9 protein-coding genes are annotated in these 14,673 nt (G+C 42.2%); 3 read left to right on the forward strand and 6 right to left on the reverse strand.

The window, feature by feature from the left end; genetic code table 11:
• Window positions 1-534 precede the first annotated feature (534 nt).
• The 3 genes from groES (at window position 535) to OSCI_RS03565 (ending at window position 3,576) form a co-directional block, all read left to right on the forward strand.
• Entirely contained in the window at window positions 535-846 is a 312-nt protein-coding gene (gene groES / locus OSCI_RS03555; protein WP_007353484.1) for a co-chaperone GroES, read from the forward strand.
• Window positions 847-994: 148 nt separating this feature from the next.
• Window positions 995-2,635, forward strand: coding sequence for a chaperonin GroEL (gene groL / locus OSCI_RS03560; RefSeq protein WP_007353485.1), 1,641 nt, complete (start codon window positions 995-997; stop codon window positions 2,633-2,635).
• 128 nt (window positions 2,636-2,763) lie between these two features.
• Entirely contained in the window at window positions 2,764-3,576 is an 813-nt protein-coding gene (locus OSCI_RS03565) for an AAA family ATPase (RefSeq protein ID WP_007353486.1), read from the forward strand.
• Window positions 3,577-3,583: 7 nt separating this feature from the next.
• On the opposite strand, the gene OSCI_RS03570 is transcribed toward OSCI_RS03565, so the two are convergent.
• The 6 genes from OSCI_RS03570 to OSCI_RS03595 form a co-directional block, all read right to left on the reverse strand.
• Complete coding sequence (locus OSCI_RS03570) at window positions 3,584-4,948, reverse strand: FGGY-family carbohydrate kinase (protein WP_007353487.1); 1,365 nt, start codon at window positions 4,946-4,948, stop codon at window positions 3,584-3,586.
• Window positions 4,949-5,059: 111 nt separating this feature from the next.
• Window positions 5,060-6,268, reverse strand: coding sequence for a hypothetical protein (locus OSCI_RS03575; protein WP_007353488.1), 1,209 nt, complete (start codon window positions 6,266-6,268; stop codon window positions 5,060-5,062).
• Window positions 6,269-6,411: 143 nt separating this feature from the next.
• A complete protein-coding gene (locus OSCI_RS03580) occupies window positions 6,412-8,874 on the reverse strand; it encodes an NACHT domain-containing protein (RefSeq protein WP_007353489.1) in 2,463 nt (820 codons plus the stop codon).
• Window positions 8,875-9,583: 709 nt separating this feature from the next.
• Window positions 9,584-10,777, reverse strand: coding sequence for a 4-hydroxy-3-methylbut-2-enyl diphosphate reductase (locus OSCI_RS03585; RefSeq protein WP_007353490.1), 1,194 nt, complete (start codon window positions 10,775-10,777; stop codon window positions 9,584-9,586).
• A 107-nt stretch (window positions 10,778-10,884) separates the two neighbouring features.
• On the reverse strand, window positions 10,885-12,396 hold the full coding sequence (locus OSCI_RS03590) for a mechanosensitive ion channel family protein (RefSeq protein ID WP_007353491.1): 1,512 nt from the start codon (window positions 12,394-12,396) through the stop codon (window positions 10,885-10,887).
• 66 nt (window positions 12,397-12,462) lie between these two features.
• The coding region (locus tag OSCI_RS03595; protein ID WP_234708699.1) for an adenylate/guanylate cyclase domain-containing protein at window positions 12,463-14,673 on the reverse strand (2,211 nt) is incomplete at its 5' end.

Genomic DNA, 14,673 nt, shown 5'->3' on the forward strand with positions numbered 1-14,673 from the left:
AGGTAAGTAGGAGGGATTATTAACAATTAACAATTAACAATTTTGATTAAAATAGCAACCGTGAAGACGTTTAGGGCACTGGCTTCTGGAGGACTTACGCACCCAACTAAAGAAACCGGGGTTTTTTACGAAAATACTTCGTTTTTACCCACAGATTCTCTCAAAAACCCGGTTTCTGGGACGACCTCCGTAAATCCATTATGGTTGAAACCATTGATTTGTCACCTATTCCTCCCCATCCTCCCCATCTCCCCCATCTCCTCCATCCTCCCTCTCTCTTCCCTAGCCCCTAGCCCCTAGCCCCTAGCCCCTTCTACTGTGTAAGTTCTCCCCTAAATTAGTTCGGGAACCCGTACTGAGAAATTAGTTGCGATCGCCACCTTAACCAGTTAAATTAGCACTCAGGAGTCGAGAGTGCTAACTCTCAAAGAAATAAGCCAAAAGGCAGAAGGTGCAGAGTAAAAATACTTACCCTCTCCCTGGAAGGCTTAACTCTTAAAAATTTGCAAAGGCTGTAATAAGCGAGGATTTTGTATGGCAGCAGTATCTCTGAGTGTTTCTACCGTTAAACCGTTAGGCGAGCGCGTGTTCGTGAAAGTAAGCGCTAGCGAAGAAAAGACGGCCGGTGGTATTTATATACCCGACAACGCGAAAGAAAAGCCCCAAGTAGGGGAAATTGCAGCAGTGGGCCCCGGCAAGCGCAACGATGACGGCACTCGCTGTGAAATGGATGTCAAGGTTGGCGACAAGGTTCTTTACTCCAAGTACGCTGGTACCGACATCAAACTCGGCACTGATGAATATGTCTTACTTGCCGAAAAAGATATTCTGGCGATCGTTGACTAAATAGCTAATGGCTAATGGCTAATTAGCGGGTTAATTCCTTATGGCATTAGCTTAACGGTTAAGAGCAATTAACAATTAGCTATTAGCGATTAGCAATTAGCAAATTTTTCAAATTACAAACAAATTTCACTTACTGGAGTCGAAAACTATGGCTAAGCGTATCATCTACAACGAAAATGCACGTCGCGCTCTAGAACGCGGTATGGACATTCTGGCCGAAGCAGTGGCCGTCACCCTTGGCCCTAAAGGTCGTAATGTAGTTCTAGAGAAGAAATTTGGCGCTCCTCAAATTGTTAATGATGGCGTTACCATCGCTAAAGAAATTGAACTGGAAGACCATGTTGAAAATACTGGTGTGGCTCTGATTCGTCAAGCTGCTTCCAAAACTAATGATGCTGCTGGTGATGGTACCACGACTGCAACTGTGCTCGCTCACGCTATGGTCAAAGAAGGCCTGCGGAACGTAGCTGCTGGTGCAAATGCGATCGCTCTGAAGCGCGGTGTTGACAAGGCGACTAGCTTTTTAGTAGAAAAGATTGCCGAACACGCCAAACAAGTAGAAGATTCCAAGGCGATCGCTCAAGTTGGTGCAATTTCCGCCGGTAACGACGATGAAGTTGGCCAAATGATTGCCAACGCAATGGATAAAGTCGGTAAGGAAGGTGTGATTTCCCTCGAAGAAGGCAAATCCATGACTACCGAGCTCGAAATCACTGAAGGGATGCGCTTTGACAAAGGCTATATCTCTCCTTATTTCGTCACCGACACCGAACGGATGGAAGCAATTCTAGAAGAACCTTTCATCTTGTTAACTGACAAGAAAATTGCTCTGGTACAGGATTTAGTTCCCGTCTTAGAACAAGTAGCACGCGCTGGTCGTCCGTTGCTGATCATCGCTGAAGATATTGAGAAAGAAGCTTTAGCTACTCTGGTTGTCAACAAACTGCGGGGCGTTTTGAACGTCACTGCTGTTAAGGCCCCTGGTTTTGGCGATCGCCGCAAATCCATGCTCGAAGATATCGCCGTGTTGACTGGCGGTCAAGTAATCACCGAAGATGCTGGCTTGAAGCTTGACAATACCAAGCTGGATATGCTTGGTAAAGCACGCCGCATTTCTATCACCAAAGATAACACCACGATTGTTGCCGAAGGTAACGAAGTTGCTGTCAAATCTCGTTGCGAACAAATCCGCCGCCAGATGGACGAAACTGAGTCTTCCTACGACAAAGAAAAGCTACAAGAGCGCTTGGCTAAGTTGGCCGGTGGCGTAGCCGTAATCAAGGTAGGCGCTGCGACTGAAACTGAAATGAAGGATCGCAAACTGCGTTTAGAAGATGCGATCAACGCTACTAAAGCTGCTGTGGAAGAAGGTATTGTTCCCGGTGGTGGCACAACTTTAGCTCACCTGACACCTCAGTTAGAAGAGTGGGCAAATAGCAGTCTGAAAGGTGAAGAATTAACCGGTGCTTTGATTGTGGCACGGGCTCTGGCTGCTCCTCTGAAGCGGATTGCTGAAAATGCCGGTTTGAATGGTGCTGTAATCGCTGAGCGCGTGAAAGAGAAGCCATTTAATGTTGGTTTCAATGCAGCTACTAATGAGTTTGTAGATATGTTTGAAGCTGGTATCGTTGACCCTGCGAAGGTGACTCGTTCCGCTTTGCAAAATGCAGCTTCTATTGCTGGGATGGTGTTGACGACTGAGTGTATCGTCGTTGATAAGCCTGAGCCCAAGGATGGCGCTCCTGCTGGTGCTGGTGGCGGTATGGGCGGTGGTGATTTCGATTACTAATCGCTAGTTTGATGGAGTAGAGTGGGCGCAAACGTTTGCGCCCACTCTCTTTGGTAATATAACGTAATCTGTTGATTAATCAATCAAGCTATCATAGTGGTGTACTCTCTAGTATACTGAGAGGCTCTATGAAAGCAGAAGTTCTCAAAAGATTATTTAGGGCGATCGCCAGTTCAGACACAGAGGCGATCGACAAATTGACGTATCTGGTGATTGAAGAGGAACGTCAGAATGGACACACGCTTCTAGCCGATCAGTTAGAGAATATTACTAAGAAAAGCCCAAAAGAGAAGTCCACCTCTAACAATAAATCAGTTTCGTCAGTACCAGAGAATCTACAGGCTCTAAGTGAACTACCGACGAGTAAGCGATTTAATCTTCCTCTAGTTAGTGTCATACCAAGGGAAAAACTGCGGCATCACATGGTGTTGGCTGAAAGTATTGAGAAACGTTTCCAGCGAATTGAACGTGAGTATGCAGCAAGGGATAGACTTGCTCATCATGGACTATGCTACAGGCAAAAAATTCTTTTATATGGTCTTCCTGGCTGTGGTAAAACACTGGGAGCAGAGCGTTTAGCCTGGAATACAGGTTTACCACTTCTTAAGGTTAGATTTGATGCAATGGTTTCATCTTTTTTAGGGGAAACTGCAAGTAATTTAAGGCTCGTTTTTGAAGAAGCATCAAAAAATCCATGTTTATTGTTTCTTGATGAATGTGACTCAATTGCTAAATCAAGAGAAGATTTTCAGGAAGTAGGAGAAATTAAGCGGGTGGTGAATACTTTTCTCCAGATTTTGGATGAATATGAACCAACCTCTGGTCTGATTGTAGCAGCAACAAACCTCACTAAATCTCTTGATACTGCACTTTGGAGACGATTTGATGATTTGATATCAGAAGGGTTTCCACATATTCAGCGTAAGTTCACTAACTCTTAAATCCGGTTCAATTATTCTTCTTATCCATCGCCAATAATGCCGTTCCATAGGCCGACTCTGTGCTAATTGGTGTAACGATCGGTACTTTTAACAGTCGCGAACGAATAGCAGCCCAAATAAGATTTTTCGCACCGCCGCCAGCAGTATAAACCCGCGTTAAAGGAGTTGCACCTAACTCCTGCAATAATTGATATCCTCGCGCTTCAATTCGCGCTATACTTTCTAGTAAACCGTGTAAAAATTCTACTGAGTCCTTGGGGCGAGGTTCTAGTTTTGGTGGTAAATTCGGGTCATTAATTGGAAAGCGATCGCCTGGTTTTAATAAGGGATAATAATCAAGTAAACTCTCTTGACTAGGATCGATTTTTCTGCTAAAATTATCTAATTCAGTATCACTAAAAAAGTGGCGCAACACAGCACCGCCTGTATTAGAAGCACCGCCAACTAGCCATAAATTACCTAATTTGTGACTATAAATTCCATATTTAGCATTATCAATGCGGGTACGGCTTAATAGTTTTAGCACTAGGGTAGAACCCAAAGATGTACTAGCTTCGCCGGGAGATTTCGCACCACTAGCTAAAAATGCTGCAATACTGTCAGTTGTACCCGCACGGACTATACAATTAGGGGGTAAAGAAAAGCGATCGCGCATTTCTGCTGTTATTTCCCCGACGATCGTACCTGGTGCGAAAACTTCTGGTAACTGAATGGTAATATTGGGAATAGTGGCGATCGCATCTGTCAACCATTCCGGGTAACATAGATTAGCCACGTCATAACCCAATTTCAAAGCATTATGATAGTCGCTGACACCGAGTTTACCGTGTAGCAAAAAACCCAGCCAGTCAGCTTGATGCAGGAAATAAAGCCTCTGAGAGACAGATAACTTATTTGTTAAATCTCTTGTTAACCACAGGAGTTTTGCCAGACTAGAGGTAGCGCTTAATACTGTGGGGTTGGGAGGCGCGTAGGGGTAGTCAGCAGCAACCATCGCACTTAGCTTATCCATCACCGCCACCCCTCGCGCATCATTGTAGAGCATCGGTGCAGCCACAGGCTTACCGTTAGCGTCGCATAGCATTACAGTTGAAGATGTACCATCAATCGCGATCGCTCTTACTTCACGGCGGATTTCTAGGGGAATTTGCGCGATCAGAGAAAATAGCGCACTCTGCCATATAGAGGATAATTCAAATTGTGGAGTTTCCTGTAGATTTGAGGGAGGCGCGGCAGCTACGCCAGCCGCAGGCATCGCGTTTTGGGGACCGTCAAAAGGATAACAAACCTCTGCATAGATTTTACTACCAGCATCAATTGCTACAGCCCGCGCCCCGGAAGTACCGAAATCTAGCCCAAGGTAAAAGTTCATAAGACATTATCTTAACAAGACTTAAGTATTTTATTGAACAAGTAGCAATGAACATAATCTAAAAGGCACAATCCAGTGACGGTGGAGTTGAACGATATCAACTAGCGGAAGCTAGAACGGGTGACTTTTAAGTTGCAAAAGCGAATATTCCAAGCAAGCACCCGCTAGTAAAAATGCGATCGCCCCGACAATTGCCGCGTTAAGCAAAGATATTCTCAATAGGGGCCCCAAAATCACCCCATATAAACTCATGGCTAAGGAAAAACCACCAAAATATATCCCTACTCCTAATCCTCCTCGGTGCGGGGGGATGAGGGAAAATACAAAGGGAATCGCGCCATTGGCAACTAAGCTATAACTAGCAATCAGGGCAATTATTAAGATCCATATAGCCCCTGTCCCCTGAGCAAAAACTAATGCCAGTAATAGCATTGCTGCGATTACTAATCCTGCGATCGTTACTCTCTGATTTCCAAGGCGGGTGGCTAGAATTCCTGCGGGTAAAGATGCAAAAGCTAAGGCGATCGCAATTCCCACCAGCAGCAATTTCACATCTGTACCCCCAATTTGAGTTTCTAACACCTTCGGCAGAATCTCCCCTAACATCAAGCGAGTTCCGCAAGCTATACTCATCCCAGTTACAGCAATTAATCCCAGTGCTGGTATAGAAAGCGGTTGATTTGTGGTATGATTTATTGGTGTTTGGGCCACAGACATATCGGGTTTTTGCGATCGCAATACCGCCACTGCTCCCAATAATACTAAAGAACCGATCGTGAAAGTAATCCCTGGCCCTAAACTCAGAATAAAATCACCAGCGATCGGTCTTGCGGCCCCCGCCAGCCCGCCAATTAAAATCAAAACGCTCATTGCTTGAGGCAATTGAGTGTTAACCGCATATTGTCCGATCAGCGAGACAGCCGGAGCCCGAAACACAGCCATCGCCAGGGCCCAAGCTACAAGCAGTACAGGCAATACCCAGCGGAAAACTTGGTAGGGTTTGCCAAAAATGAAAACAGCAGGAATGGCAATAAAAAGAGCTGAAGAAAGGATGATTCCCAAGGAAATTAAGGGAAAACGAGAGCCCATCCATTGCCGCTGTTTATCTGAAATCCCCCCCATTATAGGTTCGAGCGCTACTGCTAAAGCGTCTTCTATCATTGATATCGGCTGCTCTAACCCTGGAAAGCCAAAACCTGCAAGCAGTTGAGGCACATAGATCCGGTAAATCATCCATGTTAGGGTAATAGCTGCCTGTACAGCAGCTAAACCACCGACTTGCCTCCACAGAACAGCGGGCTGAGATGGTGAGAGATTCATGGTGACTGCATTTTATGGTAAATTTGTCAACCTTATCTCAACTCGGAAGCGATCGGCAATGAAGAGAAGGAAGAAGGAAGAATTAAGAAAAATTTATGCTCAGTGATTTGTGTAGTCTTCAACCACAATAACACTTGTGAAGGTTATATGACTACTAACATCCGCTGCTCGATCGCCTCCCAAGTTGCACGATTGACTTGTACTGCTGCGCGATCGCACTGCACCATTAGACAATTAGCATACAAGTAATTGCCAAGGGCTTCTCTTTCTGTAGATGAAAGATTAACAAGTTCTGGGCTAATATTAAAGGTTTTTAACCATGTTTTACGGAGAGAATCGCGAAAGTTGCGGTGTACTTCTAAAGGTTCATTATTCCCCGGCACCTTTACTTGTAATGCTTCTAATTCTGCAATGAATTGATTCGCATCTTTAGAAATTTGGAGTTTTTCATATTCGCGAGCGAGGATGCAGACGAGGGCTAAATCACGAGTGCGATCGAGGGCTAAATCGCGGTTAGAATCTAGGGCAAAATTAAAATCCACGTCCAGAAAACGACCGCGAACTTTAACTACTGTCCCCGCTAATTCGCGGGTAAGTTCGTCAGCGAAGACGCGGGTACGAGCTAATCCTAATGTACCAGTTATGGTGCTAGCGAGGATGCGGGCGCGGGCTAAAATCAAACCGATATCAAGTCCCAGCAGATGAGCTAGGTAACTGGCTAAAATGCGATCGCGACTGATTGTGAGCATGAAATCGCGGCTGAAGGTGAAATCGCCCGCAGTTTCTAAAGGCAATTCATAAATTGTTCCTAAACCATCACCCGCATCCTGTGTATAGGCAAAATCACCCCCGCTAATTAAAAGTGCAGTGGCGCGTTTAGCAGCAGGTCTAATATTTTCTTCGGAATCGACTGTGATTTGATTTGCCCAGGTTAATAAGGCTTGTAATTTGGGAATTTTGATATATTTTTGTGCTTCTGTTTCTATCAGTAAGAGCAATTCGTCAGCTTTGCTACCCATCATCTCTGCTAATAACAAAAATACTGGTTGCCAACGCTCGTCTTGAAGATGATGGGTAATTAATTGCTGGATCTTAACAGTTCTATCAATAAGAGTTAAGTTCTCACTATCATTTTTTCGGCTGGCGAGGGTGGTAAATGCCTCTCTTTGGGACTGCGATTGTTGAGCAATTTTGGGTTTTTCTTCGGGCGAGCCGCCATCTTTAGGTAAGTCTTGATAAATATATTGTGCTGTTAAATATTCTTGCATTGTCGGATGAAAGAAAGCGAGTAAGTCAGCTTCTTTACTAACTAAAATTCCCGGCTTAATTACCAGAGCGTCTAAAACTAAATTCGCATCTAAATTTGGTTGCCTCTTCAAGTTAATGTTCAGAAAAATTTTAACTTTATCTAGCAGTATTCGTCTTTCAAACAACAGCTTGTTAGACTCAAAACCGAGCGAGGCAATCTCGGAAAGTAAATTACTAACTCCCTCCAAAATTAATGATTTTTCGCTATTTTTTAGCTGAAGCCGAGGGTCAGATAATCCAGATTCTAGCAAGAGCCGCCAAACTTGCTGATAGAGAGCTTGGCGGCTTTTGGGAAAGTTTTGACCTCGCTCATAAACCAGACATAGTAAAGATAAATATAAAGTATTTATTCCTAAATTTTTTGCCTGGGAATTTTCCGGCTTTTGCAGAGCTTCCCAGCAAGCTAGAGCATTTAAATTTAGCGATTCTGAGTCAGAATGAAACCAATTACAAAGAAATCGCTCTAACTGATTTTCCTCAAAAGGTGAAATTAAAACATTGGCAAATATCGTTAAATTATAGCGATATAAATCAGTTCTACAGGAAGCTATCAAGCGATTTTTCGGATATTTATTAACAAAATTATTAATTTGCCAAGTGATAGTTTTTAATTGATGGTTTGGAACTTCGTTCAGACCATCTAGCAGAATCAGTAATTTACCTTTATTTAATGTTTTTTCTGTCAACCTATCTGCAAACGGAAAGTTACTATCGGCAAATTCTTCTAAGATAATTTTTTCTAAGTTTACCTTTCTAGCGCTTACTTCTTTAAGGTCGATGAAAACTGGAATATATGTAGAGTTACCGATTTTGCCAAGTTTTTCCCCATTGAGTGCTTCTAGTGCTATTTGCCGCAAAAATATAGATTTCCCCGAACCCGGTTCACCTAATACCATCAGATATTGATTTTGGTTTACAGCTTCTATTCCTTCTAGCTTATTATTATAAATAAACTGCCAACGGCGCACTTGACTTTGATTATAGATAGTTTCTAATTTTTCCAGCGATTCGCAGCGGTGAATATCAGATTCGCGCCAAACTTGAATGGGGATATAAACTGATTCTAATGGGATTGGTTCGGACTTTCCTAAAATTCTCAAAATGCCGTAGCGTTCGACATATTTGCAAACATATTCTTCAGCGGCGTGATTTATAGATTTTTGGGTTCTTGTTTTCATAGTTTTGCCAACTATGGCTAAATTACTAAACAATTTACCTTTGTTATCTAAAAGTATTTCGCTGGCAATGTTGGCTATATTGCTGGTGGCAGTAGCGATTAAGGGTTCAAATCCGAGCATGGGTTACGGATGAGTTATTAAACATATAACTAGGGGAAGAGAGGGGCTAGGGGCTAGGGGCTAGGCGCTAGGGGAAGAGAGAGGCTAGGGAAAATAGGAACTAGAATTGAGGTTTAGCGGTGCAGTTTGACCCTTCGGCAAGCTCAGGGCAATGCAAGGTCACTGTCTATCATTATTGTAATTTTCAGAGCTGGCAACATCCACAATTCTAAGTAAAAGTTCGATGGTAGGCGGAAGAAGGAATAATACTTGTAGAGTCAGCTTTTTAATCATCCGTGATTTTAGGTTTAATTAAGTGGATTTACTTATTTCTTCCCAGGTAGTTGCGGATATTATTACTGATGCTTCTTTGCATCAGCGATTCTGGCGAGCTTAATTCTAAGTAAATTCACTGAGACTGAGCCAATAGCCAAGTACCTACCTGAAAAAGAGGCGTTTGACAGCTATGCTGCCACGCTTCCTCTAGCTTATACCACTTCTCTAAAAGTTTGCTACAGTTTGGGGTAGGGGCGGGTTCGCGATCAAATTTGCCACCCACAAATAACATTAATAAACCCGCCCTAAGACTGTAGCATTAATTTAGAGAATTGGTATTAGCAAGAGCTAAATCAGATAAAACTTGTGACTGAGTGATTTAAACATTAGCGTGACTATAATATTAACAGCTAACAGCTAATAGCTAACAGTGAACAGCTAACAGTTAACTAATTTACGCTTTCATCTCAAAAATTCGCTTGATTGCATCCTCAACAACCTTATCCGGTGTGGAAGCTCCCGAAGTTACACCCACCACAATTTTACCAGTAGGCAACCAATTATCAGCGATCGCTAAATCACTTCCTAAAGGCTTGTGTTCAATCCTATTATTTGCCAGAATTCGCTCAGCAGCATCAATGTGGTAAGAAGGAAGTTTGCGCTCGACGGCCATCTCTTGTAAATGCGTAGTATTAGAAGAATTGAAGCCGCCAATAACGAGCATTAAATCTAGCTTTTCTTCTACCAAGCTAAACATGGCATCTTGCCGCTCTTGAGTTGCATCGCAGATAGTATTAAAACTCTGGAAATGTTCATTCAACTTATCTGGCCCATACTTCCGCATCATCGTTTTTTCAAATAACTTGCCAATCTGCTCAGTTTCACTTTTGAGCATAGTAGTTTGGTTAGCAATTCCAACTTGTTCTAAGTCCCGATCTGGGTCAAAACCAGCCGAACACGCTTTGCTAAATTTGGCTAAAAACTCCTCGCGATCGCCTCCATTTAGGATATAATTGCACACATATTCAGCTTCGCGGAGATTTAGCACAATTAAATATTTTCCAGCAAAAGAACTGGTGGCAACTGTTTCCTCGTGATTGTATTTACCATGAATAATGGAAGTGCAAACTTTTTTCTTGTGTTTCTCAACTGTATTCCAAACCTTAGAAACCCAAGGACAAGTTGTATCTACAATTTTACAGCCTTTATCATTTAATGTCTGCATTTCTTGCACGCTGGCACCGAAAGCTGGTAAAATTACAACATCGCCTCGATCGACAACTGAAAAATCTTTTTCACTTTTCTCAACGGGGATAAACTCTACTTGCATATCCACTAAATGCTGATTTACTGAGGGATTGTGAATAATTTCATTAGTAATCCAGATGCGTTCTGTGGGAAAATGTTGGCGAGTCTCGTAGGCGATCGCCACTGCCCTTTCCACACCCCAACAGAAACCAAAAGCCTGAGCTAGGCGGATCGTCACATCGCCTCGTTGCAGCGTGTAGTTATTCTCGCGAATTTGCTGAATCAGACTGCTTTGGTAGGCAGACTGCATCACCTCAGCGACTTCATCCTCGTGCCCAAAACCCTTGCGGTGGTAATTCTCCGACTGTTGGAGCGATCGCTTAAAAGCCTTAGTATCCATGCGGCATTCATCCCAAATCCAGGTTAACTCTCTTTGATTGTAAAACGCTTAGGCTACCAGCAAAAGGCATTCGCTCACAACCTGCCCGTTTTTAGAGCGGGGAGAGGTCAAGTTAACCTTGTATGCTTAAAGGATTTCTTCGAGTTATTCAACTCAGATGACGATGAAGCTGAATTTAAGCGATCGCTAGCCTGATGTGCTTGCTCGATTCTCTTTTTCCTTTCTTCAATAAACTGGTTGATCTGTCTAGCAAAGCGAGCGCTACCAGCCATCAGAGTTGCGATCGCTTCCCGCTCAAAAACCAGCACCGTTAAATCTTGAGTCACCACTCCCGTAACCTGACTATTTTCGCCAGGTAAAAGAGCAGTTTCACCAAAGAAATCTTCCCGCGATAGGTGAATGACTTCCTGTTGAGAACCAGACAAATCTGTTACTAATAATTTAATTGCACCCGACTCAATAATATAAAAACCTGGATCGGGTATTCCTTCAGAAATCACTTCATCGCCCAAACCATAAAATTGTAAAATCGCTACATCAGCTAATTTAGCGATCGCCTCCAACTCTAGAAAGGCAAAAAAAGGCAAAGATTGTAAAAAGATTGCTATTTCTTGCACTCGCTCCTCCCGTTGGGGAGTACGAATCCTAACGTGCTGTAAAGTGCGAATTGGGAAAGGAATCGTTAAACCATTGCGCTTAGCTGCATAGAAAATTCTAGTTCTAAAGTCATTACGAATCTCTTCGACATTTTGGAAATCATCAATAAAATATTTGACCTCATAAGTAATTGCAAAATCATCATAAGACATAGTAAAAACATCGGGAGCAGGGTCGGATAAAATGCCTTTAGTTGCAATTGCCGCACTTTTGATTACCGCCTGCACAAAATTGGGCGAATCGTCGTATGAAAAACCGATTTTAAATCGTTCCCCATGTACGCGATCGCCACTATGATAGTTGAAGATATTCTGCTGATCTAGCACACCATTGGGAACGATTAGCAGTTCTCGATTCAGGGTTCTCAGACGCACAGAGCGCCAATTTAAGTCTACAACTTGCCCCTCAATATCTCCAAAGCGAATCCAATCTCCGACTTTAAAAGGACTGTCAAATAGTAATAAAAAACCAGATACGAGATTGCTCAATGTAGTTTGTAATGCCAGAGCAATGACGACAGAACCCACTCCCAAAGCCGCAGCAATATTACTTAAATCTACTTGCCAAAGAGAGCTGAGTATATATGTGGTGATACCCAGAAAAAATAGAATCCGAATAATTTGTAAAAACAGTCTAGGAACCTTGAATAAATGCCAAGAAGTCGGGTTTTGTTCTGTAGTTAACAAAATTCCCAAAAGCAAAATCCCAGCAAAAATCACACCTAGCAAAATCAGGGTTTCTAATAACCGTAAGAAAATAGAGTTATGAGGAAAGCCGAGAAACTGATTCATAACTAGCCAGATTGCCAAGCAAGGAAAAACAAAGCTCCGCAGACTATTTAAAAATCTTACCAGCCGGATATTTCCTCGCGGCTCTAATCGAGAAATTACTTCTCCCAAGATAACTATTAATAATGGAAATCCCAAGATAAATATTAAGGCTTTTAACCACAGTACACTCATTGATTAATCTCTTATAAATACAAGAAAAAAGGTAGAAACTAGAAGCTACAAATAAGATTGTATCACCTACTTAACTTCCTTAACTACAACTGCATATTTGTTACGATCGTGAGCTTCAGAAGCAGAATTTAATAAATTTCGGCTCAATACCCAAGTTGGCACCTGACCAATTTCTACTAACTCAATTTCCTCGGCTGGCTGAAAGATATACAAATCGCGAACCCTTTCATGGACTTCATTCGGTATGCGAATAGTGTTAGGTGCAGCCATACGATTGAGCTGAGAAGCAATCGCCAAACCTTCACCCCAAATATAGTAGCTAAAGCTTTTAGCCTCGATAACTGCCCCCATAATCTTACCTGCATCAATACCAATACGAAGTTTAAGATTGAGATTATATTTATTGTTAAATGCTTGCAAAATATCCAGCATCTCTAGGCCCAATTCGACAACTCGTTTCGTATGATCCAGACGAGGTGTTGCCAACCCACAAACAGCAAAGTAAAGTTCGCCAATCCGAGTTATACCTAACACATCAAGCTGTTGAGCCGCAGCATCAAACCCATTAATCATTTCATTTAATAAGCTGGCTACCTCGGAAACTCCTCGCCCAATAGATAATTCATTTATACCTTCTAGACTTGCGACTAATATCGTTGCTTGTTCAGTTTCATCTGTAATTCCTTCCTCCCCTGTTTTCCAGCGTTGTGCAACTGTACTGGGAAGAATATTTAAAAGTAACTCCTCATTTTCACGCTGCCTTTGTTCCGCTAATATTGTTTGATCTTGGAGGCTGCGAATCATTTCATTAAAGGTTTTTACCAGATGACTTAACTCATCTTGAGTAGTAGATTGTAGTTCAGCATCTTCTAATTTTCCGCGCATGATCTGGCGAGAGTCTTGGATCAAAATTTCAATCGGCTTAACAAAGTTATTGGCAGCAACTAAAGAAATTAAGGTGACAAATAATACTAAGACTACTGCTAGAATGATAATATAGTTTTGCAAGTTATTTAGCGGCTCGTAGGCTTCAGCTAGATCGATCTCGGAAAGCACTACCCAATTGATTCCTTTAATTTTTAGAGGAGCATAAGAACTCAGTACGGGAACTTGTCGGTAATCGTTAATAATCTCAGTGCCTTGTTTACCTTGAAGTGCCTTTTTTGAACCTTCTGTTTCGACTCTTTGAAGCAAAATCGAAGTTTTTAGTTGTTCAATTGTCTGAATTATACGTTCCGGCGTACCACCGGAACGGAGCGCCTGATAATAATTTATAGGATCTTCAATTAAAAATCTAGAGATAGAGCGCATTAAGTAATCAGAACCTACTAAGTAAGTCTCGCCTGTTTTACCTAAACCTTCCCGCTCCCAACCTCGATTTCCTGTTAAAATGCTATTAATTTCATCGACTGGTAATTGAACTGCTAGGATGCCAACCAGTTGCGTTTCCTGATAGATAGGAACAGCCATAAAAGCAGCAGGAGCACCGTAGGAGGGGCGATAGCTAGCAAAATCAACAATCTGAACGGCACTGGGGTCTGGATTCTGCTTTACTGCTGCTACTACACTAGCCAAGTTGCTTTGGGAATATGGCCCGGTTTGGAGATTACTTGTAAAGTCGGTTTCTTTATAAACTGAGTAGACAATTTCTTCAGTTTCAGGATTGATTAAAAACAGATCGTAATAGCCAAATTTTTTAATTAGATTGCGTAGAATTTTGTGGTATTTGCTATGAATTGCACTATATTCACTCCCATCTGTTGCCGCCATAAGTTCGTCTTTTTTACCGACAGGATGGAAATTATTAGTAATGTAATGATATTGCAAATATTGGGCGAGTTCAGTTTTAGGAGCATAGAGTTCAAAAACGGGTGTACCTTCAATATTTTTAGATAGTCTAGGGAAAAACTCTTTGGTATAATAAGATTGAATTGATTGATTCCAAGTGGGAGAAATTGTTAGCTTTGATTGATTTAGCTGCTGAAAAGCTTGATTAAAATCCACCATTGCTGTCACAATCATTCGATCTTCGGAAAGGGTTTCAATTTGATTGTGAATATATTGAAAGTAAGATTCAATTTGAGCAGCTTTTGCCGCACGCACGCTAGTCAGTTGGCTAAAAATGCGTTGGGTGAGAATGCTTTTTGCTCTGTTCCATGTCAAAATACCAACAATGGCAGTTGAACCTAAAGTAACTACCAGAAGGGCAATTGTCAGCTTTGACTTAATTCTCAATTGTCTAAATCCTAACAAAGTCAATCCTCCTTTAATTAAAGG

Origin of the sequence: Kamptonema sp. PCC 6506, assembly GCF_000180455.1 — a bacterium.
Classification (GTDB): Bacteria; Cyanobacteriota; Cyanobacteriia; order Cyanobacteriales; family Microcoleaceae; genus Kamptonema; species Kamptonema formosum.

Bases quoted from the DNA above. Each gene is read 5' to 3' on its own strand.
- groES (WP_007353484.1), top strand. From the start codon at position 535: ATGGCAGCAGTATCTCTGAGTGTTTCTACCGTTAAACCGTTAGGCGAG.
- OSCI_RS03585 (WP_007353490.1), bottom strand. From the start codon at position 10,777: ATGGATACTAAGGCTTTTAAGCGATCGCTCCAACAGTCGGAGAATTAC.
- OSCI_RS03565 (WP_007353486.1), top strand. From the start codon at position 2,764: ATGAAAGCAGAAGTTCTCAAAAGATTATTTAGGGCGATCGCCAGTTCA.
- OSCI_RS03570 (WP_007353487.1), bottom strand. From the start codon at position 4,948: ATGAACTTTTACCTTGGGCTAGATTTCGGTACTTCCGGGGCGCGGGCT.
- groL (WP_007353485.1), top strand. From the start codon at position 995: ATGGCTAAGCGTATCATCTACAACGAAAATGCACGTCGCGCTCTAGAA.
- OSCI_RS03575 (WP_007353488.1), bottom strand. From the start codon at position 6,268: ATGAATCTCTCACCATCTCAGCCCGCTGTTCTGTGGAGGCAAGTCGGT.
- OSCI_RS03590 (WP_007353491.1), bottom strand. From the start codon at position 12,396: ATGAGTGTACTGTGGTTAAAAGCCTTAATATTTATCTTGGGATTTCCA.
- OSCI_RS03580 (WP_007353489.1), bottom strand. From the start codon at position 8,874: ATGCTCGGATTTGAACCCTTAATCGCTACTGCCACCAGCAATATAGCC.